General features: G+C 67.6%; 17 protein-coding genes. 6 read left to right on the top strand and 11 right to left on the bottom strand.

Annotated elements, in window-relative coordinates; genetic code table 11:
• The first annotated feature begins 119 nt into the window (after positions 1-119).
• Entirely contained in the window at positions 120-2,375 is a 2,256-nt protein-coding gene (locus tag LWW89_RS13530) for an arginine/lysine/ornithine decarboxylase (RefSeq protein WP_293265021.1), read from the top strand.
• Positions 2,376-2,486: 111 nt separating this feature from the next.
• On the opposite strand, the gene LWW89_RS13525 is transcribed toward LWW89_RS13530, so the two are convergent.
• From LWW89_RS13525 to LWW89_RS13515, 3 genes are read right to left on the bottom strand one after another with little or no spacing between them, the layout of a single operon-like run.
• A complete protein-coding gene (locus LWW89_RS13525; protein WP_293265019.1) occupies positions 2,487-3,557 on the bottom strand; it encodes an ABC transporter ATP-binding protein in 1,071 nt (356 codons plus the stop codon).
• Positions 3,550-5,259, bottom strand: a complete 1,710-nt coding sequence (locus LWW89_RS13520; protein ID WP_293265017.1) for an iron ABC transporter permease — start codon at positions 5,257-5,259, stop codon at positions 3,550-3,552. Before LWW89_RS13520 ends, LWW89_RS13525 begins: the two co-directional genes overlap by 8 nt.
• Positions 5,260-5,295: 36 nt before the next feature.
• Positions 5,296-6,420, bottom strand: coding sequence for an ABC transporter substrate-binding protein (locus LWW89_RS13515; RefSeq protein ID WP_293265015.1), 1,125 nt, complete (start codon positions 6,418-6,420; stop codon positions 5,296-5,298).
• A 130-nt stretch (positions 6,421-6,550) separates the two neighbouring features.
• Here LWW89_RS13515 and LWW89_RS13510 point away from each other — a divergent pair, with 130 nt between their 5' ends.
• On the top strand, positions 6,551-7,228 hold the full coding sequence (locus LWW89_RS13510) for a response regulator (protein WP_293265044.1): 678 nt from the start codon (positions 6,551-6,553) through the stop codon (positions 7,226-7,228).
• Positions 7,221-8,732 (top strand): sensor histidine kinase, encoded by a 1,512-nt coding sequence (locus LWW89_RS13505; RefSeq protein ID WP_293265013.1) that lies wholly within the window; start codon positions 7,221-7,223, stop codon positions 8,730-8,732. Before LWW89_RS13510 ends, LWW89_RS13505 begins: the two co-directional genes overlap by 8 nt.
• A 198-nt stretch (positions 8,733-8,930) precedes the next feature.
• Here LWW89_RS13505 and LWW89_RS13500 read toward each other — a convergent pair whose 3' ends face one another.
• The 8 genes from LWW89_RS13500 to LWW89_RS13465 all read right to left on the bottom strand — a co-directional run bounded on the left by LWW89_RS13500 (position 8,931) and on the right by LWW89_RS13465 (position 17,726).
• Positions 8,931-9,695: a sulfite exporter TauE/SafE family protein gene (locus LWW89_RS13500; RefSeq protein WP_293265011.1), complete on the bottom strand. Its 765-nt coding sequence runs from the start codon at positions 9,693-9,695 to the stop codon at positions 8,931-8,933.
• A gap of 576 nt (positions 9,696-10,271) precedes the next feature.
• Positions 10,272-11,915: a chaperonin GroEL gene (groL, locus tag LWW89_RS13495; RefSeq protein WP_293265009.1), complete on the bottom strand. Its 1,644-nt coding sequence runs from the start codon at positions 11,913-11,915 to the stop codon at positions 10,272-10,274.
• Between the two features lie 44 nt (positions 11,916-11,959).
• Positions 11,960-12,250, bottom strand: coding sequence for a co-chaperone GroES (locus LWW89_RS13490; protein ID WP_293265007.1), 291 nt, complete (start codon positions 12,248-12,250; stop codon positions 11,960-11,962).
• Positions 12,251-12,506: 256 nt separating this feature from the next.
• The gene (locus LWW89_RS13485; protein ID WP_293265005.1) at positions 12,507-13,097 is read right to left on the bottom strand and encodes a hypothetical protein; all 591 of its coding nucleotides are present in this window, start codon (positions 13,095-13,097) and stop codon (positions 12,507-12,509) included.
• Positions 13,094-13,891, bottom strand: coding sequence for a methyl-accepting chemotaxis protein (locus tag LWW89_RS13480; RefSeq protein WP_293265003.1), 798 nt, complete (start codon positions 13,889-13,891; stop codon positions 13,094-13,096). The genes LWW89_RS13485 and LWW89_RS13480 overlap by 4 nt, the downstream gene beginning before the upstream one ends.
• Before the next feature lie 3 nt (positions 13,892-13,894).
• Positions 13,895-14,260, bottom strand: a complete 366-nt coding sequence (locus LWW89_RS13475) for a response regulator (protein ID WP_293265001.1) — start codon at positions 14,258-14,260, stop codon at positions 13,895-13,897.
• 57 nt (positions 14,261-14,317) lie between these two features.
• Positions 14,318-15,295 (bottom strand): chemotaxis protein CheX, encoded by a 978-nt coding sequence (locus tag LWW89_RS13470; RefSeq protein WP_293264999.1) that lies wholly within the window; start codon positions 15,293-15,295, stop codon positions 14,318-14,320.
• Between the two features lie 19 nt (positions 15,296-15,314).
• Complete coding sequence (locus LWW89_RS13465) at positions 15,315-17,726, bottom strand: ATP-binding protein (RefSeq protein WP_293264997.1); 2,412 nt, start codon at positions 17,724-17,726, stop codon at positions 15,315-15,317.
• A 623-nt stretch (positions 17,727-18,349) separates the two neighbouring features.
• On the opposite strand from LWW89_RS13465, the gene pstS reads away from it, so the two are divergent.
• The 3 genes from pstS (at position 18,350) to pstA (ending at position 21,321) form a co-directional block, all read left to right on the top strand.
• Positions 18,350-19,390, top strand: coding sequence for a phosphate ABC transporter substrate-binding protein PstS (pstS, locus tag LWW89_RS13460; RefSeq protein WP_293264995.1), 1,041 nt, complete (start codon positions 18,350-18,352; stop codon positions 19,388-19,390).
• A gap of 72 nt (positions 19,391-19,462) precedes the next feature.
• Positions 19,463-20,467: a phosphate ABC transporter permease PstC gene (pstC, locus tag LWW89_RS13455; protein ID WP_293264993.1), complete on the top strand. Its 1,005-nt coding sequence runs from the start codon at positions 19,463-19,465 to the stop codon at positions 20,465-20,467.
• Between the two features lie 11 nt (positions 20,468-20,478).
• Positions 20,479-21,321: a phosphate ABC transporter permease PstA gene (pstA, locus tag LWW89_RS13450; protein ID WP_293264991.1), complete on the top strand. Its 843-nt coding sequence runs from the start codon at positions 20,479-20,481 to the stop codon at positions 21,319-21,321.
• Positions 21,322-21,325 lie beyond the last annotated feature (4 nt).

Genomic DNA, 21,325 nt, shown 5'->3' with positions numbered 1-21,325 from the left:
AGCCCCGCCACGCCAGGCCCGGCAACCGATCCGCCCCTCCGGCGCCCCTCGCCCCGGCCGCGTATCCCACGCCTCCCCTGCCCGACGCGGAAACTCCCTTTGCCTTGAGGAGCCGCCCGATGAAGTTCCGCTTCCCCGTCGTCATCATCGACGAAGATTTCCGTTCCGAGAACGCCTCGGGTCTGGGCATCCGCGCCCTCGCGGACGCCATCGAGGCCGAGGGCATGGAGGTGCTGGGGGTGACCAGCTACGGCGACCTGTCGTCCTTCGCCCAGCAGCAGAGCCGGGCCTCCACCTTCATCCTGTCCATTGACGACGAGGAATTCTCGTCCGCCGAGGCGGCAGCCAAGGCCATCGACGACCTGCGCGCCTTCGTCACCGAAATCCGCCTGCGCAACGCCGAGATCCCCATCTTCCTGCATGGTGAGACCCGCACCTCTCGGCACATCCCCAACGATGTGCTGCGCGAACTGCACGGTTTCATCCACATGTATGAGGACACGCCGGAGTTCATCGCCCGCAACGTGGTGCGCGAAGCCAAGGCCTACCTGGATTCCCTGCCGCCGCCGTTCTTCCGCGCCCTGACCCATTACGCCTCGGACGGCTCCTACTCCTGGCACTGCCCGGGCCACTCCGGCGGCGTCGCCTTCCTGAAGAGCCCGGTGGGCCAGATGTTCCACCAGTTCTTCGGCGAGAACATGCTGCGCGCCGACGTCTGCAACGCCGTGGAAGAACTGGGCCAGCTGCTCGACCACACCGGCCCGGTGGCCGCCTCGGAGCGCAACGCGGCGCGCATCTTCAATTGCGACCACCTGTACTTCGTCACCAACGGCACGTCCACGTCCAACAAGATCGTCTGGCACTCCACCGTGGCCCCCGGCGACATCGTCATCGTGGACCGCAACTGCCACAAGTCGATCCTCCACGCCATCATCATGACCGGTGCGATCCCGGTCTTCCTTATGCCGACGCGCAACCACTACGGCATCATCGGCCCGATCCCGAAGAGCGAATTCGCCTGGGAGAACATCCAGAAGAAGATCGCCGCCCACCCCTTCGCCAAGGACAGCCAGGGCAAGCCCCGGGTGCTGACCATCACCCAGTCCACCTACGACGGCGTGCTCTACAACGTGGAAGCGATCAAGGCAGAGCTGGACGGCAAGATCGACACCCTGCACTTCGACGAGGCCTGGCTGCCCCACGCTGCCTTCCACGACTTCTACGGCGACTACCACGCCATTGGCGAAGACCGGCCGCGCTGCCAGGAATCCATGGTGTTCTCCACCCAGTCCACCCACAAGCTGCTGGCCGGCCTCTCCCAGGCCTCCCAGATCCTGGTGCAGGACGCGGAGAACAACAAGCTGGACCGGGACGTGTTCAACGAGGCGTACCTGATGCACACCTCGACCTCGCCCCAGTACTCGATCATCGCCTCCTGCGACGTGGCGGCGGCGATGATGGAAGCCCCGGGGGGTACCGCCCTGGTGGAAGAATCCATTTCCGAGGCCCTCGACTTCCGCCGCGCCATGCGCAAGGTGGGCGAGGAATGGGCCAGCCAGGCCAACGGCCACTGGTGGTTCAAGGTATGGGGCCCGGACGACCTGTCCGAGGAAGGCATCGAGGAGCGCGACGCCTGGATGTTGAAGGCCGGCGAGCGCTGGCACGGCTTCGGCAATCTGGCCGAAGGCTTCAACATGCTCGACCCGATCAAGGCCACCATCATCACCCCGGGCCTGGACGTGGACGGCGAGTTCGCCGAGCGCGGCATCCCGGCGGCCATCGTCACCAAGTATCTGGCCGAGCACGGCGTGATCGTCGAGAAGTGCGGCCTCTACTCGTTCTTCATCATGTTCACCATCGGCATCACCAAGGGCCGCTGGAACACCATGGTGACCGAGCTGCAGCAGTTCAAGGACGACTACGACAAGAACCAGCCCCTGTGGCGCGTGCTGCCCGAGTTCGTGGCCAAGAACCCGCGCTACGAGCGGGTCGGCCTGCGCGACCTGTGCAAGGAGATCCACGCCGTCTACCGGGCCAAGGACGTGGCGCGCCTGACCACCGAGATGTACCTCTCGGACATGGTGCCGGCGATGCGCCCCTCCGACGCCTTCGCCAAGATGGCCCACCGGGAGATCGAGCGGGTGCCCCTGGACCAGCTCGAAGGCCGCATCACCAGCGTGCTGCTCACTCCCTACCCGCCGGGCATCCCCCTGCTCATCCCCGGCGAGCGCTTCAACGCCACCATCGTCCAATACCTGCAATTCGCCCGGGAATTTAACGAGCGCTTCCCCGGCTTCGAGACCGACATCCACGGCCTGGTCAAGGAAGTGGGCGAAGACGGCAAGAGCCGCTACGCGGTGGATTGCGTGCGCTGACCGCGCATCGGCCACGAGGCGGCGTCCCCAAAACGAAACGGGCAAGGTGAACACCTTGCCCGTTTTGCGTTGACGCGTCGGCACGGGCCGACGGCCGGATGCGGCCTTGCCTTATCCGGCGAACACCCACAGGTCGCTGGCCGGCAGGTGCAGCCGGGTGCGCCCCGGTGCTGCCGGCTGGGGCGAATGGGTGCGCAGGGCCTGGGGGCCGACGTGGAACAGGTGCTCCCAGCGGTCGCCGAGGAACATGGAGGTGGACAGATCCGCCTCCAGGCAATTGTCCTGCTGCCCCTCCGCCGCCGGGCGCATGCGCTCCAGGCGGATCACCGCGGTGGCGGCGCTGCCCGGTTGCAGGTCGGCGCGGTCGCGGCAGGTGCCCCACAGGCGCCAGCCCTCCCCGGCCACGCACACCGCCGCGTCGCGCCGCTCCACCACCTTGCCGGCCAGGCGGTTGTTGCTGCCCATGAACTCGGCGGTAAACAGGGACGCCGGCTGGCCGTACATCTCCTGGGGCGTGCCCTGCTGCTCGATGCGCCCCTGCGACAGCAGCAGGATGCGGTCGGACATGGCCATGGCCTCAGCCTGGTCGTGGGTCACCACCAGGGCCGACAGTTGCAGTTTGAGGATCAGCTCGCGCAGCCAGGCCCGGGCCTCCTCGCGCATCTTGGCGTCCAGGTTGGAGAGGGGCTCGTCGAGCAGGATCACCGGCGGGTTGTAGACCAGGGCCCGGGCGATGGCCACGCGCTGCTGCTGGCCGCCGGACAGCTGGTGCGGATAGCGCTCGGCCAGATGGCCCAGGCCGAGCTGGCCGAGCACCGCCGCCACCCGCTCGCCGATCTCGGCCCCGGGCACCTTGCGCAGCTTGAGGCCGTAGGCCACGTTGGCGGCCACGGTCTTGTGCGGCCACAGGGCGTAGGACTGGAACACCAGGCCCAGGTTGCGCCCTTCCGCCGGCACCTCCACCTTGCCGGCACCGTCGAAGACGGCCCGCTCGCCGATGCGGATGGTGCCCTGGTGCGGCTGTTCCAGGCCGGCCACGGCGCGCAGCAGGGTGGTCTTGCCGCTGCCCGAAGGGCCGAGCAGGGACACCACCTCGCCCTGGTTGAGCTGCATCGACACCCCCTTCAGGATCGGATTGGTGCCGTAGGACAGGTGCAGGTCGGAAACGTCGAGCTTAATCATGGAGCTTCACTCCGAAGCGAAGGGCGATGGCCAGGCCGCAGCCCACCAGCACCACGTTGATCAGGGAAAGGGCGGCCACCATGTCGGCGCCGCCGGTGGCCCACAGGGACACCAGCAGGGAACCGATCACCTCGGTGCCCGGGTTGAGCAGGTACACGCCGGTGGAGTACTCCCGCTCGAAGATCATGAACACCAGCAGCCAGCTGGCCAGCAGGCCATGGCGGATCAAGGGCAGGGTCACGTCCCGGCTGGTGCGGGCAGCGCTGGCGCCGACGCTGCGCGCCGCCTCCTCCAGTTCCGGCCCCACCTGGAGCAGGGAGCTCTGGATCAGGCGCATACCGTAGGCCAGCCACACCACGGTATAGGCCAGCCACACCGCAAAGATGGTGGTGCGCAGCGGCGCCAGGGGCGGAAAGAACAGGAACACCCACAGGAAGGCCAGGCCAGCGAGCAGGCCGGGCACTGCCCGGGGCACCAGGGCCAGGTAGTCGATGAAGCGGCTCCAGCGGTCGTTGCGCCGGTGCATGGCCAGGCCGATGGCGGCGTAGCAGACCACCGACAGCAGGCCGCCGATGACGCCGATGGCGATGGTGTTGAAGATGCCGCGCATCAGGGCCGGCTGGCCGAACACGGTGCGGAAGTGCTCCAGGGTCAGCACCTCGGAGAGCTGGATGCCCTCGCCCCAGTAGGTGACGAAGGAGCGCAGGGCCACGCCGGACAGGGGCACGAACACCGAGACGAACAGCCACAGGCCGATCAGGCCGATGGCCAGCCAGCGCCACGGCCCCAGGGCCAGGGGCCGCTGTCGGCCGGCCTTGCCCTTGACCGCGACGAAGCGGCTGGCGTTCTTCATCAGCAGCCGTTGCAGCATCACCAAAGGGAAGGTGATGCCGATGATGCACACCGCCACCGCCGCCATCAGGTGATAGGACGGGGTGCCCAGCTTGTTGGTCAGCTTGAACAGGTAGGTGGCCAGCACCAGGTGGCCTTCCGGGTCGCCCAGCACCAGGGCCAGGGCGAAGATCTCGAAGCCGAGGAAGAACACCAGCACGCCCGAATACAGCAGGGCCGGGGTGATCATCGGCAGGCTCACATCCAGGGCCACCCGCAGGGGGCCGGCGCCGCTCATGCGCGCCGCCTCCTCGATGTCCGAGCCCAGGCTCTTTAACGCCGCCGACGAGTAGAGATACACGTGGGGCACGTGGGTCAGGCCGGCGATGATGGCGATGCTGGGCAGGGAATAGACGTTCCAGGGCACGGTGCCGAACAGCTGGCTGGCCCAGATCGAATAAAAGCCCACCGGCCCGGCGGCCACCACGTAGCCAAAGGACAGCACCATCGGCGAGACGAACACCGGCACCAGCAGCAAGGGCTCGATCCAGCGCCGCCCGGGCAGGTCGGTGCGGGCCATGATGAAGGCCAGGGCCCCGCCCAGGGGCACGGCGATCAGGGCCATGCTGCCGGCGATGATCAGGGAATTCTTGGTGGCGTCCCAAAAGTCCGGGTCGTCGAAGATGAAGGCGTAGGCCGCCAGCCCCGGCGACGCCTGGCTATCGAAGAACGGGGCGTTGAGCAGACTCTGGTAGAAGATCAGGCCCAGGGGCACCAGCACGGTGATCGCGGTCAGGGCGATCACCAGCCCCCGGGTGGGGAAAAACCGCCACCCGGAGGCGGCGGCGAGGGAAGGAACGGGCGTGGTCACGGCAAGACTCCGTAAGAATCGCAGGAGCGGCGCTTATTACTTGCGCGCGCCCATGGCCTGCTGCCACTGCTTGATGAATTCCAGGCGCTTGTTCTGGTCGAGGAAGGCCAGCAGGCTGGGGCCGACCGGGATCGGCTTCAAGGCATTGCCGTGGGTCTTGGCCAGGCCGGCGGCGGTCAGCTCGCCTTCCACGTCGGCGCGCACCGAGCCCAGCTCGGACTGGTTGGCGATGATGGTCTGGCCGCGCTTGGAGAGGATGTAGTCGAGCCACAGTTTGGCGGCGTTGGGGTTCCGGGCGGTCTTGGCGATGAACATCACCCGGGACATGATCAGCACGTAGTCGGTGGGCACCACCCAGCCGATGCCCGGGTCCTTCTTGGCGCGCAGCATGGCGTAGGAGCCGAAGACGTTGTAGCCGAGCAGGTTCTCGCCGGAGCCGATGCGCTCCATCATCGTGCCGCTGCTCGACTGGAAGCGCGGGCTGACGCCACCCACGGCCTTGGCCAGATCCCAGAAGGCCGGATTCACCTTGCTGTCCTGGGTGATCAGCATGAAGCCGACGCCGGACTTCTCGATGTCGTAGGACGTCACCTTGCCCTTGAAGCGGTCACCCTTCTCGCGCAGCAGGCGGGCGAAGTCGGCGTGGCTGTGGGGAATCTCGTCCGGCTTGAGCAGGCGCTTGTTGTAGACGAACACGATGGGCTCGTAGGTGACGCCGTAGGCCTCGCCCTTCCACACCGACCAGTCGGGCAGCTTAGGCGTCTCGGGGGACTTGTAGGCCAGGGCCAGGCCGTCGTTGACCAGTTTGATCTGCAAGTCCATGGCCGAGCTCCACAGCACGTCGGCCGAGGTGCCGCCGGCGGCCTTCTCGCTCACCACCCGGTTATACAGCTCGGTGGTGTTCATGTCGTTGTATTCGACCCGGACCCCCGGGTAGAGGGCCTCGAAGTCCTTGATCAGCGGGTTCACCGCGTTGGTGTCGGTGGCGCCGTAAACGATCACCTTGCCCTCCTTGCGGGCGGCGACGATCAGGTTGGCGTAGTCGGCCGGATAGCCGGCAGGGGCCTGAGCCTGGGCCAGGGCGGGGGTGGCGAGAACTGGCGCCAGGGCGGCGGCGGTGACCGCGACGGTGGCGGTCAGGGTGCGAATCCAGCGTTGCATGGCTGTCTCCTCGTATCGTTGTGGACGCATTGCGGTGGCGCACGACCACCGCATGGCCGCTACACTAGTGGCCCGCAGCTTTCAGATTGCTTTCAATCCCGCCGCCGCCAACCCGTACCCCGCTCCCGCCATGCGCCTGCTGATCGTCGAAGACACCCCCCAATTGGCCCGGGCCCTGGCCGAGGGACTGAAGAAATCGGGCATCGTCGCCGACCTGGTGGGGGACGGCCTGCACGCCGACCAGCTGTTGCAGAGCGAGCGCTTCGACGCCGTGCTGCTCGACCTCACCCTGCCCCGCCTCGACGGCCTGGAAGTGCTGCGCCGCCTGCGCGCCCGGGGCGACGACGTGCCGGTGCTGGTGCTCACCGCCCGGGGCAGTACCCTGGACCGGGTCCAGGGCCTCAACGAGGGGGCCGACGACTATCTGGCCAAGCCCTTCGAACTGGCCGAGGTGGAAGCCCGCATCAAGGCCCTGGTGCGGCGCCGCCACGGCCGCCCCGCCCCGGTGCTGCAACTCGGCCCGCTGCGCTACGACACGGTGAGCCGCCGCTACCAGCTCGGCGAGGCGCCCCTGGAGGTGACGCCCCGGGAGCACGCGGTGCTCGAAGCCCTGCTGCTCAAGGCCGGCCAGCCGGTGGCCAAGCAGGCCCTGTGCGACCGCCTGTGCAACCTGGACGACGCGGTGACCCCGGACGCGGTGGAAATCTACGTGCACCGCCTACGCAAGAAGCTGGCCGGCACCGCCCTGTCGATCCGCACCCTGCGCGGCCTGGGCTACCTGCTCGAAGCCGGGTCCGGCGATGCCTGACCTGCCCGCGCCGATCGGCGCCCCCGGCCCATCCCTGCCATCCCCGGCGGTGCCGGAGGCCGAAGCGGAAGACACGACCCCGCCGCGCCGCCGGCGCAGCCTGCGCCGCACCCTGCTCATCTACCTGCTCGCCCCCCTGGGCGCCGCCCTGGCGCTGAACACGGCGGTGACCTACCGTACCGCCCTGGATTCGGCCAACCAGGCCTACGACCGGACACTCCAGGGCGCTCTGCTGGCGATCTCGGAGCGGGTGGCGGTGGACGAGGGGCTGATCCGCATCGACCTGCCCTACGCCTCCCTGGAAATGCTCGAAAACGATTTCCAGGACCGCATCTACTACCGGGTCAGCCACCCCCAGCAGGGCGAGATCACCGGCTACCCGGACCTGCCCGAGCCGCCGCCGGGCAAACGCTTCGGCATCGGCCGGGCCATTTCCGGCGACGGCCTGGACGAAGTACACAGCCGCAAGCCCTTCTTCTTCGAGACGGCCTACCACGGCGAACGCCTGCGCATCGCGGCCATGTGGCGCCCCCTCTTCTACCCGGGCATCCGCGGCCCTCTCCTGATCGAGATCGGCGAAACCCTGGGGGCGCGCAACCAACTGGCCCGCCAGCTGCTGGTCGAATCCCTGGTCAAGGAAGGGGCCCTGATCGTCCTGGGCGCCCTGCTCATCGCCTTCGGCGTGCTGCACGCCCTCGGCCCCCTGCGCCGGCTGCGCCGCGACGTGGCCGCCCGGGACCCGGCCGACCTGTCGCCCCTGGCCGCCGACAACGTGCCCAGCGAAGTGATGCCCCTGGTCGAGGCGGTCAATGCCCACACCGCCCGGGTGCGCCAGCTTACCGAGGCCCAGCGCCAGTTCATCGACGACGCCGCCCACCAGCTGAAGACGCCCCTGGCGATCATCAAGTCCCAGGCCGACCTGGCCCAGCGCGAAACCGACCCGCTGCGCCTGCAACGCATGGTCGGCGACATCGGCCAGACCGCCACGGCCACCGCCCGGCTGGTGCAGCAGTTGCTCACCCTGGCGCGCAGCGACGCGGCGCCGCCGGCGGACCAGGTGGCCGACCTTACCGAACTGGCCCGCCAGACCACCTTCGACTGGCTGCCCCAGGCCCTGGCCCGGCGCATCGACCTGGGTTTCGAGGGCGAGGCGCCCTGCAAGGTAGCGGGCGACACGGTGCTGCTGCGGGAACTGGTAGCCAACCTGATCGACAACGCCCTGCGCTACACCCCGGCCGAGGGGGTGGTGACGGTGGCGGCCATGGCCGTGGCCGGGGACGTGGTACTGCGGGTGGACGACAGCGGGCCGGGCATTGCGGCGGCGGAGCGGGAGCGGGTGTTCGACCGCTTCTACCGACCCGCCGGCAGCGGCGCCCCGGGCAACGGCCTGGGCCTGGCCATCGTGCGCGCCATCGCCCGCCGCCACGGCGGCGACGTGCGCCTGGACGACGGCCCCCAGGGCCGGGGACTGCGGGTCGAGGTCCGTCTGCCCGGCGCCGCCTGAGGACGGGCCGGGGGGGTCTAGGCTGCTCTAAACGAGCGACACGCGGGAAAGCCTCACCCGGAACGGGGGGAGATTGCCCCCGCCGGCCCCGCGGGCGGCAGAACAACGAGGGATAGATGAATCGTGAATCGCGCCCCAGCGCGCCAGCACGCACCAACGCGCCGGAATGGCGCGGGGGAAAGGCCGCGTCAGGCCAGATCAGGCCACCAGCCGGGCGCCGATGAAGGCCAGCATCACCGCCAGGGCGGGGCGCAGCCAGCCGTCGTGCAGGCGGTGGCTCAGGTGGCTGCCCAGCCAGATGCCGGGCAGGGAGCCGGCCAGCAGGTTCACCAGCAGGCTCCAGTCGATGTGCCCCAGGCCGGCGTGGCCGATGCCCGCCACCAGGGTGAGGGGCACGGCGTGGGCGATCTCGCTGCCCACCAGGCGGGTGGTGGGCAGGGCCGGCAGGATCAGGAACAGGGCCAAGGTGCCCAGGGCGCCGGCGCCGATCGAACTCAAGGTGACCAGTACGCCGAGCACCGCGCCGGTGACCCACAGGGCCGGGCGCATGGCAGCGAAGGGGGCGTCGCGCCAGCGGGTCGGCACATGGCGCAGCAACCAGGGTTTGCCGAGGATGGCGGCGGCGGTGAGGATCAGGGCCACGCCGAGCATGAAGCGGAACAGGCCGTCCAGGGCGTGGGACGGACCGATGTGGGAAATCAGCCCCAGGGTGAGCAGGGAGGCGGGAACGCTGCCGGCAGCCAGCCAGCCGACCAGGCGCCAGTCCACGTGGCCGCGGCGGTGGTGCACCGCCACGCCGCCGGCCTTGGTCAGGGCGGCGTAGAGCAGGTCGGTGCCCACGGCGGTGGAGGGCGGGATGCCGAACCAGAGCAGGATGGGCGTCATCAGGGAGCCGCCGCCCACGCCGGTGAGGCCGACCACGAAGCCCACCGCCAGTCCCGCCACCACGAATCCGATTTCCACGCCGTCGCCCCTCGATGAATGACGGCCATGCTAAACGATCCGCTTATAACAGTTTTATACGGAATCGCTATTTGCAAAGCCATATCCGTTCTAAGAACGACTGCCGTAACGACGGGCGACGCGCTGCCGGGCAGGCGCGGCCAGGGGGAAGCATGGCCGGGACAGAACAGGGCGCACAGCGCGGCAATGCCGGCCAAGCGCCACGGCCCCGGCCGCCGCCCCGCCCGGGCTCCCCGAATGCCAGCCCGTGCAATACATGAAAAAAATTAATGTATTTAGCCTGGGAAAAATTCAAAGTCCGCGCCAGTATTGGACCTTGGCATTCGCCAAAGAAAAATACATTAATAAAATTCAAGTATTCCCCCTGCCCGCCCAGCCCCCCTCCCCTGGCCCCCGGCCCGCACCGCTGCACTGACGGTTCAAAGGGCCTGTTGGTCCAGGCACCGGCGGTCCCGTTGTCGCCGAGCAAAGAAAAACCCCGCACCGGAGTGCGGGGTTTTTCGGGCCGGCCCCTGGCGAATCGCCAACGGCCGGCCGGCAGGGCGCCAGGAACGAGTCCTGGACGGCCGGGCGGTGTTACATGCCCATGCCCATGCCGCCCATGCCACCCATGTCGCCCATGCCGCCGGGCATGGCGGGCTTGTCTTCGGGCAGTTCGCCGACCATGCAGTCGGTGGTGAGCATCAGGCCGGCCACGGAGGCGGCGTTCTGCAGGGCGGTGCGGGTCACCTTGGTGGGGTCGAGCACGCCCATTTCCACCATGTCGCCGTACACGCCGGAGCCGGCGTTGTAGCCGAAGTTGCCCTGGCCGTCGAGGACCTTGGAGACCACCACGGAGGGCTCATCGCCGGCGTTGGCGACGATCTGGCGCAGGGGCTCTTCGATGGCGCGCAGCACGATCTTGATGCCGGCTTCCTGGTCGGGGTTGTCACCCTTGACGGAAACGGCAGCGCGAGCGCGCAGCAGGGCCACGCCGCCGCCGGCGACGATGCCTTCTTCAACGGCAGCGCGGGTGGCGTGCAGGGCGTCTTCGACGCGGGCCTTCTTTTCCTTCATTTCGACTTCGGTGGCAGCGCCGACCTTGATCACGGCAACGCCGCCGGCCAGCTTGGCCACGCGCTCTTGCAGCTTCTCACGGTCGTAGTCGGAGGTGGCTTCCTCGATCTGCTTGCGGATGGTGCCGACGCGAGCTTCGATGGTGGCGGCATCGCCGGCGCCGTCGATGATGGTGGTGTTTTCCTTGCCGATCTCGATGCGCTTGGCTTGGCCCAGCTCGGCCAGGGTGGCCTTTTCCAGGGACAGGCCGACTTCTTCGGCGATCACGGTACCGCCGGTCAGGATGGCGATGTCTTCGAGCATGGCCTTGCGGCGGTCGCCGAAGCCCGGAGCCTTGACGGCGCAGGTCTTGAGGATGCCGCGCAGGTTGTTCACCACCAGGGTGGCCAGGGCTTCACCGTCCACGTCTTCGGCGATGATCAGCAGCGGGCGGCCGGCCTTGGCCACTTGCTCGAGCACCGGCAGCAGGTCGCGGATGTTGGAGATCTTCTTGTCGAACAGCAGGACGAAGGGATTGTCCAGGGCGGCAATCTGCTTGTCCGGGTTGTTGATGAAGTAGGGGGACAGGTAGCCGCGGTCGAACTGCATGCCTTCGACGACGTCGAGTTCGTTGTCCAGGGACTTGCCGTCTTCGACGGTGATCACGCCTTCCTTGCCGACCTTGTCCATGGCATTGGCGATGATGTCGCCGATGTTGGTGTCGGAGTTGGCGGAGATGGAGCCGACCTGGGCGATTTCCTTGGTGGTGGAGCAGGGCTTGGAAATCTTGCGCAGTTCGTCGGTCAGGGCGGCGACGGTCTTGTCGATGCCGCGCTTCAGATCCATCGGGTTCATGCCGGCGGCCACGTACTTCATGCCTTCGCGGACGATGGCCTGGGCCAGCACGGTGGCGGTGGTGGTGCCGTCACCGGCCACGTCGGAGGTCTTGGAAGCGACTTCCTTGACCATCTGGGCGCCCATGTTCTCGAACTTGTCCTTCAGTTCGATTTCCTTGGCGACGGACACGCCGTCCTTGGTCACGGTGGGGGCGCCGAAGGAGCGCTCGAGCACCACGTTGCGGCCCTTGGGGCCCAGGGTCACCTTGACGGCGTTGGCGAGGATGTTGATGCCGGCGACCATGCGCTCGCGGGCGACGTCACCGAATTTGACTTCTTTAGCAGCCATTGTTTGCTCCTGAATTCTGGGAAGGGTGAGAGGGTCGGAAAGCCTTAGGCTTCCACCACGCCCATGATGTCTTCTTCACGCATGACCAGCAGTTCCTGGCCATCCACCTTGACGGTCTGGCCGGCGTACTTGCCGAACAGGACGCGGTCGCCGACCTTGACGTCGAGGGCGATCAGCTTGCCGGAATCGTCGCGCTTGCCCGGGCCAACGGCGAGGATTTCACCCTGATCCGGCTTCTCGCCGGCGGAATCGGGGATGACGATACCGGAGGCGGTGGTGCGCTCGGCTTCGACGCGCTTGACGATCACGCGGTCGTGCAAGGGACGGATTTTCATGGAGTGGGCTCCTGACAAAGTTGCAGACATAAACACGAATAGGGAGCCGCCGGACTCGGGGAGCGAAGCTCGCACCCGCCGCGGCTGCCGGTCACCGGGAGGGCCGGCGCGAGGCTGTTAGCACTCATCGGTGACGAGTGCTAATAATAGGGACGCCCCCCGGGGTTTTCAAGGGCGCCCCGCCAATTATTTATGCGGGCGATGTCTCCCGGGGCTGCGCCGGCCCGCAGCCCAGGGCCGTCCAGGCCGCGCCGGATCAGAAGAATTCGATCTCGCCGCAGGAATCGGACGACGCATCGGCGGGGGCGGTGCGCGCCACAGTGAAGTCCAGGGTGGTGCCCGGGGCCACGCACAGGCAGACGGTCATGCGGAAGCCGAGCTGGCCGTCGCCCTGATCGCCGATATTCACCGCGAAGGTCAGGCTGTGGGCCGGGTCCAGGGCGCAAACGTAGCGGGCGCAGGAGCTTTCCAGGGTGAACGGGGTGGACAGGCCGGTGTGGGGAAAGACCTCGTGCAAGGTCCGCTTGGCCGCGCCGCAGATCATGTTCACCAGCTCGCCGTAGGCGTCGGCGAGCAGTTGCCCCTGGAGCGCCCCCGGCTCGCCGCCGGCACGGCGGGACAGATAGTCCAGGGTCCTGGGGGCCGCGTCGAAGTCGAACAGGACGACCATGCGGAACAGGTAGGACGAGATGCCGATCACCACCAGGTGGCGGCGGGCATCGTCCGCCATGGCCGGCCCCAGGCCGGGAGAAACGGTTACCTCGCAGGCGGCGCCGGCCCCGGCATTTTCCCGGATGGCCTTGTCGAACAGCCACTGGACGGAGGCGATGGCTTCGGTGGTGATCATGGCAGGGCGCCCTCCTCGGACAGATGGGACAGAATGCGGGTCTCGCTCGCACCCAGGCCGAATACGGCGGTGCGGATCATGTTGCTGCTGGCTTGCAGGTCGAGGAAGGTGGCGGTGGCCACCAGGTCGCTCTTGTCCAGGTTTTCCTTGAAGCTCTGGGCCAGCTTGGTGGAGGTCAGGGCCAGGTCGCGCACCCCGTCGGCCACCACGGCGAAGCCCCGGCCGTACTCGCCGGCCCGGGCGGCCTCGATCGAGGCGTTGAGCGCCAGCATCACGATCTTCTTGTTGATGTTGGCGAATTCCTCGTTTTCCCGCTTCAGCGCCTGGTTGTTGGCCAGGATGCCCTGGATCTGGTCATGCCAGCGCTCCAGGGTCTTGACCACGTCGAGCAGGGCGTCGATGCCACCTTTCAACTCGTGGTGGTCCGCCGCGACCCGCTGGCGCAGGTCGGCCAGGGCCGCACCGTAGCCGGCGGCGGCCTCGGCCAGTACGGCCTGCTGCTCGGCGGCGGCGCTCTGGGCCGCCTCTTGGGCGGCCTGCTCGTGCGCCTCGGCCAGCCGGGCCAGGGCCTCGCGTAGGGCGTCGGCCTCGCCTTGCAGATCGGCCAACCGCCCGGCCATGACCTCGGGGGGAATGTGCCCGGCCAGGGCATCGATCTCGCGACGCAGGGCCGCCTCCCGGCGGCTCCCCTCGCGGCGCAGGACGGCGACGCGCCACCAGCCGGCCAGGGCGAGCAGCGCCAGCAATACGGCGAGAGCCAGCAGGATCGGGGTGGCGCCAGTGGTCAGGGCCATCGATCAGGCCACCAGCTTCTTCAGGGTGGCGATCACGGCGGCGCCGTTGAACGGTTTGACGATCCACCCCTTGATGCCGGCCGCCTTGCCCCGCTCCTTCATCGCCGGGCTGTTCTCGGTGGTGAGCATGATGACGTTGACCGCCGCGTTCTTCAGGTCGCCGCGGATCTTCTCGACCATGGTCAGGCCGTCCATGTTGGGCATGTTCACATCGCTCAACACCAGCTTGATGGCGGGGTCGGCCTTGAGCTTGGCCAGCCCGTCGTTGCCGTCCACCGCTGCCGTGACGGCGAGGCCGTTGTTCTTGAGGAAATCGCAGACCTCGTTACGCACCGTGCTGGAATCATCGACGACCAGAACCTGGGCCATGGGAACTCCTTGTTATTGGTTATCAAACGGGAAGGGGAAAAAAGATCGAACGCGGGGTCAGAAGAGTTCCAATTCGCCGGACTCGACGAAGGACTCCACCGTGGGGTTTTCGCTGAACTCGTCCGGGGACCAGTCCAGGTTGAAGACGAAGCGCTGGTAGACCGGCACGCCCGGGCCGTCCGGGGACTGCCGCAGCCGCAGGGTGTATTTCAGGCACAGCTGGGGATCGTCCGAGCCGAAGGAGATGTAGCGGCGCTGGTGGTTGATGACGATGGGCACCTGGGTCTGGAGCGGCGCGGAGGCCGCCGTGCCGTGGCCGACGTAGCGGTTCTTGAAGGCGCCCCAGATCAGGTTGGTGGCCTCGCCCAGGGTGCCGTTGAGATCGCGGAAGGTGAGCCCGTCCCCGCCGCCTGGCCGGCCGCGCAACAGGTCGAGCACGCTGCCCTCGGACGATTGCAGCATCATGTAGCCCCGGCACCAGTGGCTCTCGATGGCGATCAGGGTGAACACCTCGCCGTAGATGATGCGGTCCTTGACCAGGTAGGGGGTCTCGGCATCCACCTCGCAGCCGTGGAAGAGGCTTTCCAAAGAGGCCCGGGTGATCTCGGCGATGCCCCGCACCAGGGCGTTGGGGTAGATCCGGCTGAAGATCGAGGCGTCCAGGGACTCCCGCAGCTGTTGCAGGGTCGCCAGGGTGTAGGCGCAGCGGAACATGGCCGCGTCGCGCTCCCCCAGGCCGGCGACGCTGGAGACGGCGTCGCGGCGCAGGAAGATGGGCAGCTCGGGGCGCAGGGCGTGGATCTCCCGGGCCATGACCAGGCCGTTGCCCGGCCGGCCGCCGTAGTTCTCGTAGAGCAGGATGCCGCCCAAGTCCACGTTGGCGCGCAGCACCGCCATCACGTCGCCGTTGCCGGCCACGTTGGGGCGGATGCCCAGGAGGGCGCATTCCTCGCAGAAGGCCTTGAGGCTATTCACATAGGTGCCCGCGTCGTCGAGCACCAGCATCTTGCTGGCCACCTGGGTCCGGGTATCCACGCTGGGCGGTCCTCCGGCCTCAGGCGATGGCACGGGCGACATCCGCCGAGCCGCCGGCCGCCGCCCCGTCCTCGCTGCCGGCCGGCGCATCGGCCGTCACGGCGATTTCCTCGCCGCGCACGGCAACCTTCTCGGGCAGGGTCACCACCGTCTCGAAGCGCCGGAAGTCGGCTCCGGCGGCCCCGTCCAGGAAGCGCACGGCGATCTTGCCGCCCTCGCGCCGGATCAGGTCTTGCACCGCATCCATGCCGACGCCGCGGCCGGACACTTCGGTGACCGCCTCGGCCGTGGAGAAGCCGGGGCGGAAGATCAATTGAGCCACTTCTTCGTCGCTCAGAACGTCGTCCGCACCGATAAGTTGCTTGTCCAGGGCGATGCGGCGGATGCGCGCCAGGGCCAGGCCCCGGCCGTCGTCGCTCAGGGCCAGTTGCAGGCCGTCCCCGACCAGGGCCAGGCGCAGGGTGATCTCGCCGGCGGCGGGTTTGCCGGACTCGCGGCGCACGTCGGGTGTTTCGATACCGTGGTCCATGGCGTTGCGCACCAGGTGCATGAACACGTTCTTGAGGGCGCCGGACACCTGGTTGTGCAGGAAGTAGCCGTTGTCCTCGATGCTCACCACCGGTGCCACCTTGCCCAGCTCCTTGGCCAGGGAAGGCAGGGAATCGAACACTCCGGAGAGGATCTGGGCCACGGATTCGGTGCCGAGCAGGCGCAGCACGCGCTGCACCTGGTCCCGGGCCGCCACCAGCTCGTGCAGGTTGCCCGGATTGACCTTTTCCAGGCGGTGCAGGGTTTCCTGGATCTGCTCCCGGTCCACCAGCAGGTAGCGCTCGCCGCCGCGCCGCCCGGGGCCCTTACGGCCCAGGCTGACCTCGTTGATCTTGGCGTACTGCTCCACCTCGGCTCGCACCGCTGCCAGTTGCTCCAGCAGGGCGGCCGAATCCCAGGCCACGGTGGGGCGCGGCTTGCGCAGCTCGTCGTAGATCTGCTCGGCCCCGTGCACCGTGTTGGTCAGGTGGCGCAGGCCGTAGGTGCGGGCGTTGCCCTTGATGGTGTGCATGTTGCGGAACAGCTGGGCGACCACGTCGGCGTCCTGCTTGGGCGTGGCGCGGATCAGCTGCTCGTTCTCGTCGATGAACTTGAGGGCGCCGGCGATGAACTCGTGGAACTTCTCCTGGCTGACGGCGAGGATTTCGCCGATCAGCTCCAGCTCGCGCTTCTGCTCCCGGGCCTCGGCGGCCAGGCGGCGCAGTTCGGTGACATCGCGCACGCACAGCAGCAGGCGGACCACCGTGTTGTTGTCGTCCACGATCGGCGACCAGTTGAGGTCGAGCACCTTGGTCCGGCCGCCGGCCAGCCGCTTCTCGATCTCGCCGACCAGCAGGTGGGCGTTGAACTCGAAGTTCATGGCGTCCTCGCCGATGCAGGCGCCGACGGCGGCCTCCACCTGGGACAGGGCATCGGCCCCCAGGTCGGTGTCGGCGAACACCAGTTCCATGACGTCTCGGCCGGCGATGTCGGCGGTTTCCAGGATGCTTTCGAGGAAGGCCGAGTATTCCGGATGGACCCGGTTGCCGGCAGCGATGGTCAGGATGCCCTGGGGCATGTGCTGCAACATGGTCTGGATGTCGGTGGTCTTCTGGCGCAGCAGGCCGGAGCTTTCCTCGATCTTGGCGACCATCACGTTGAAGGCACCGATCGAGCGACCGATCTCGTCCTTGCCCCCCACCGGCAGACGGCGGCTGAAGTCCTGGCTGTCGGCGATCTCGCTCATCATCGCCTGCATGCGGCCGATGGGCAGGACCACCTGGCGGTAGAGCAGGTAGCCGACCACGCCCAGGGCCAGGATGGTGGCCAGGCTGACGGCGGAAATGGTGGTGACCGTGTTCGACAGGCTGTCGTTCAGGGCGGCGATGGCGCTGTCCTTGGAGCGGTTCTTCTCGACGCGCAGGGCATCGACGATCTGCTCCATCTCGCGCTGGTACTGGGCCACGTTGGCGAACAGGTTGGCCTCGGCCAGGGAGGTCTGGCCGGCAAGCTTGAGCTGGGCGGTCTGGTCGATCTCGCCGAAGTAGTTGGCCAGGCTCTCCTTGGCCTGGTCCACCAGGCCGGTCTGGGCGCTGCCCGTGGCCTGGTGGGCCTGGAAGTCGAGGCTTTCCTTGAGTTGCAGTTGCTGCTTGAGCAGCTTGTCGCGGGCCTGGGCGGCGATGGTGGTGTCCGGGGCGGACACCAGGGCCATGGTGGTGAGCTGCACTTCCTTGAGCAGCGACACCAGGTCGGCCGAGGCCAGGGCGCTGGTCACCACGCCTTCGGTGACGCCCCGCACTTCCCTGGCGTTGGACCGGGACTGGATCACCGAATAGCCGCCGATCAGGGACAGGGCGACGAACGTCAGGGCAACCAGCAATATGATGCGGCTTCGAATAGTCATCTTGAGATACCCGCCTGAGGTGGTAAGCGAGGCCCCGCCGGCGGCCCGATAAGGCCTGCTGCGGGGGATTCCGGACATGGCCGGGAGAACGGGCGGGATTATCTAAGTCGAAAGTTATAGCCGCATTACAGTCATGAAACCGCGATGTAGGTGACGGCAGGATGACGGCACCGCCAAGCGGCAAACCCACGCTCCGGCGCTTCCGGCAGCCGGCACGCCGGCCCGTCCGCGGCGGCGGGACCCGCCACGACGGCGTCACGAAAACCGGCGAGTCGCCGGCAATGGCCGGTGGGCAGGCGCCGCGGCGCGGTTCGGGGCAATCTTCAGGCAGCGCGAAGCCGAGACCGGGAAACGCCCCCCGGCTGGCTGCCCACTGGGCCAGATCGGCCCAGACCTCAGCCCCGCGTCAGGTTCAGTGAAATTTACTGACTGGCGCCACCGCCTCGCCCGCCTTTGCCGCCCATGCTCCGGAAACCCCCATCCGGCAAGGGTTTGACCTCGCCGTGGAAAAGCGGCACTACGTCACGGCACGGGTTTCTTCGCCCGGGCATGTCTCGGATTTGCAATAGCGCTGTAACAATTCCAGACTACTTTGCACGGGTCATCCCACACACGGAGCATCCATGTTCAAGACTGCCCTGCGCACGACTGCCATCACGGCCATCGCCTTTGCCGCCCAGACCGCCTTCGCCGCCGAAATCACCGGCGCCGGCGCTTCCTTCCCCGCCCCGATCTACGCCAAGTGGGCCGATGCCTACCAGAAAGCCACCGGCAACAAGGTGAACTACCAGTCCATCGGCTCCGGCGGCGGCATCAAGCAGATCACCGCCAAGACCGTCGACTTCGGCGCCTCCGACATGCCCCTCAAGCCCGCCGACCTGGATAAGGACGGCCTGGTGCAGTTCCCGACCGTGATCGGCGGCGTGGTGCCGGTGGTAAACGTTCCTGGCATCAAGCCCGGCCAACTCAAGCTGACCGGCGCCGTGCTGGCCGACATCTACCTGGGCAAGATCACCAAGTGGGACGACAAGGCCATCGCCGCCCTGAACCCGGGCCTGGCCCTGCCCAGCCAGGACATCGGCGTAGTGCGCCGCGCCGACGGCTCCGGCACCACCTTCATCTTCACCAACTACCTGTCCAAGGTGAGCACCGAGTGGAAGCAGAAGGTCGGTGAAGGCACCGCCGTGCAATGGCCCCTGGGCCTGGGCGGCAAGGGCAACGAGGGCGTGTCCGCCTTCGTGCAGCGCCTGCCGGGTTCCCTGGGCTACGTCGAGTACGCCTACGCCAAGCAGAACAAGCTGACCTACGCCCAGCTGCAGAACAAGGACGGCGTGTTCGTCGCCCCCGACGACGCCACCTTCAAGGCCGCCGCCGCCAGCGCCGACTGGAGCAAGAACGCCTTCTACGAAATCCTCACCGACGAGCCGGGCAAGAACTCCTGGCCGATCACCGGCGCCACCTTCATCCTGATGCACAAGCAGCAGGCCAAGCCGGCCCAGGCCGCCGAAGTGCTGAAGTTCTTCGCCTGGTCCTACCAGAACGGCGACAAGATGGCCGAGGACATGGAGTACGTGCCCCTGCCCGACGCTACCGTCAAGCTGATCCACCAGTCGTGGAACCACATCGGTGACACCGCCGGCAAGCCGGTGTTCTCCGGGAAGTAATCCGCCCCCCCATCGGCGATACGGCGTTGGGGGCTGCGGCCCCCAACGCCGTTCATACACGAGCCCCTTCCCATGAGTCAGCCAGCCAATCCCGCCGCGGCATTCTCTACCGCCGCCCTCGAGTCACCCGAGTTGCAGCGCAAGCCGCACAGCAAGTTCGGCGACCTGGTCTTCGCCGGCATGGCCCGCGGCTTCGCTTTCCTTGCCCTGGCCTTGCTGGCCGGCATCATCATCGCCCTGGCCGTGGCCTCCTGGCCCAGCATCGAAACCTTCGGCGCCCGTTTCCTGGTCAGCACCGAGTGGAACCCGCCGGCCGAGCGCTTCGGCGCCCTGGTGCCCATGTACGGCACCCTGGTGACCTCCCTGATCGCCCTGGTGATCGCCGTTCCCGTCAGCTTCGGCATCGCCCTGTTCCTCACCGAACTGTCACCGGTCTGGTTGCGCCGCCCCCTGGGCACCGCCGTCGAGCTGCTCGCCGCCATTCCCAGCATCGTTTTCGGCATGTGGGGCCTGCTGGTCTTCGCCCCCCTCTTCGCCACCCACGTCCAGCCCCTGATCGCCAAGACCCTGGGGGTGCTGCCCCTGATCGGCCCGCTCTTTTCCGGCCCGTCCCTAGGCATCGGCCTGCTCAGCGCCGGCATCATCCTGGCGATCATGATCATTCCCTACATCGCCTCGGTGATGCGCGACGTCTTCGAGCTGACCCCGACCATGCTCAAGGAATCGGCCTACGGCCTGGGTTGCACCACCTGGGAAGTGATCTGGCGCGTGGTCCTGCCCTACACCAAGTCCGGCGTCATCGGCGGCGTCATGCTCGGCCTGGGCCGCGCCCTGGGCGAGACCATGGCGGTGACCTTCATCATCGGCAACACCAACTTCCTCACCTCGCCGTCCCTGTTCATGCCGGGCAACAGCATCACCTCTGCCCTGGCCAACGAGTTCGCCGAGGCCTCCCCCGGCCTGCACACCTCGTCCCTGATGGAGCTGGGCCTGATCCTCTTCGTCATCACCCTGATCGTCCTCATCCTCTCCAAGCTGCTGCTGATGCGCCTGGCCGTGGGTGAAGGCAAGAAATGAGGGGAACGGCCATGAATCTCTACGTCAAACGCAAAGCCATCAACGGTCTGGCCCTCGGACTCTCCCTGTCGGCCATGGCCTTCGGCGTGTTCTGGCTGACCTGGATCTTGTGGACGGTGCTGGACCTGGGCTTCAGCGCCCTCTCCCTCGACCTGTTCACCCAGATGACGCCCCCGCCGGGCGCGGAAGAAGGCGGCCTGCTCAACGCCATCGTCGGCAGCCTGATCCTGGTCGTGCTGGGCACCGCGATCGGCACGCCGATCGGCATCCTGGCCGGCATCTATCTGTGCGAATACGGCCGCCACACCCTGCTCGGCCGGGTCACCCGCTTCGTCAACGACCTGCTGCTGTCGGCGCCGTCCATCGTCATCGGCCTGTTCGTCTATGCCCTGGTGGTGGCCCACACCGGCAAGTTCTCCGCCTGGTCCGGCGGCGTCGCCCTGGCGCTGCTGGTGCTGCCCATCGTGGTGCGCACCACCGAGAACATGCTGCAACTGGTGCCCAACTCCCTACGCGAGGCGGCCTTCGCCCTGGGGGCACCGAAGAACGTGGTGATCCGCCGCATCACGCTGCGGGCGGCCCGTTCCGGCATCGTCACCGGCGTGCTGCTGGCGATCGCGCGCATCTCCGGCGAAACCGCGCCGCTGCTGTTCACCTCGCTCTCCAACCAGTTCTGGAGCCTGGACCTGAACGCGCCCATCGCCAACCTGCCGGTGACCATCTTCAAGTTCGCCATGAGTCCCTTCGAGGACTGGCAGCGCCTGGCCTGGGCCGGCGTGCTGCTCATCACCGTCGGCGTCCTGCTGTTGAACATCCTCGCGCGGGTGGTTTTCCGCGCCGAAAAGACTAACTAAGTCG

It is taken from the genome of Oryzomicrobium sp. (assembly GCF_021287045.1).
Classification (GTDB): domain Bacteria; phylum Pseudomonadota; class Gammaproteobacteria; order Burkholderiales; family Rhodocyclaceae; genus Oryzomicrobium.
This window is presented reverse-complemented; position numbering and strand designations above follow the sequence as displayed.

What these genes read in the sequence shown, in the direction of transcription:
- LWW89_RS13530 (WP_293265021.1), top strand. Translation starts at nt 120, where the DNA reads ATGAAGTTCCGCTTCCCCGTCGTCATCATCGACGAAGATTTCCGTTCC.
- LWW89_RS13525 (WP_293265019.1), bottom strand. Translation starts at nt 3,557, where the DNA reads ATGATTAAGCTCGACGTTTCCGACCTGCACCTGTCCTACGGCACCAAT.
- LWW89_RS13515 (WP_293265015.1), bottom strand. Translation starts at nt 6,420, where the DNA reads ATGCAACGCTGGATTCGCACCCTGACCGCCACCGTCGCGGTCACCGCC.
- LWW89_RS13510 (WP_293265044.1), top strand. Translation starts at nt 6,551, where the DNA reads ATGCGCCTGCTGATCGTCGAAGACACCCCCCAATTGGCCCGGGCCCTG.
- LWW89_RS13505 (WP_293265013.1), top strand. Translation starts at nt 7,221, where the DNA reads ATGCCTGACCTGCCCGCGCCGATCGGCGCCCCCGGCCCATCCCTGCCA.
- groL (WP_293265009.1), bottom strand. Translation starts at nt 11,915, where the DNA reads ATGGCTGCTAAAGAAGTCAAATTCGGTGACGTCGCCCGCGAGCGCATG.
- LWW89_RS13490 (WP_293265007.1), bottom strand. Translation starts at nt 12,250, where the DNA reads ATGAAAATCCGTCCCTTGCACGACCGCGTGATCGTCAAGCGCGTCGAA.
- LWW89_RS13485 (WP_293265005.1), bottom strand. Translation starts at nt 13,097, where the DNA reads ATGATCACCACCGAAGCCATCGCCTCCGTCCAGTGGCTGTTCGACAAG.
- LWW89_RS13480 (WP_293265003.1), bottom strand. Translation starts at nt 13,891, where the DNA reads ATGGCCCTGACCACTGGCGCCACCCCGATCCTGCTGGCTCTCGCCGTA.
- LWW89_RS13475 (WP_293265001.1), bottom strand. Translation starts at nt 14,260, where the DNA reads ATGGCCCAGGTTCTGGTCGTCGATGATTCCAGCACGGTGCGTAACGAG.
- LWW89_RS13465 (WP_293264997.1), bottom strand. Translation starts at nt 17,726, where the DNA reads ATGACTATTCGAAGCCGCATCATATTGCTGGTTGCCCTGACGTTCGTC.
- pstS (WP_293264995.1), top strand. Translation starts at nt 18,350, where the DNA reads ATGTTCAAGACTGCCCTGCGCACGACTGCCATCACGGCCATCGCCTTT.
- pstC (WP_293264993.1), top strand. Translation starts at nt 19,463, where the DNA reads ATGAGTCAGCCAGCCAATCCCGCCGCGGCATTCTCTACCGCCGCCCTC.
- pstA (WP_293264991.1), top strand. Translation starts at nt 20,479, where the DNA reads ATGAATCTCTACGTCAAACGCAAAGCCATCAACGGTCTGGCCCTCGGA.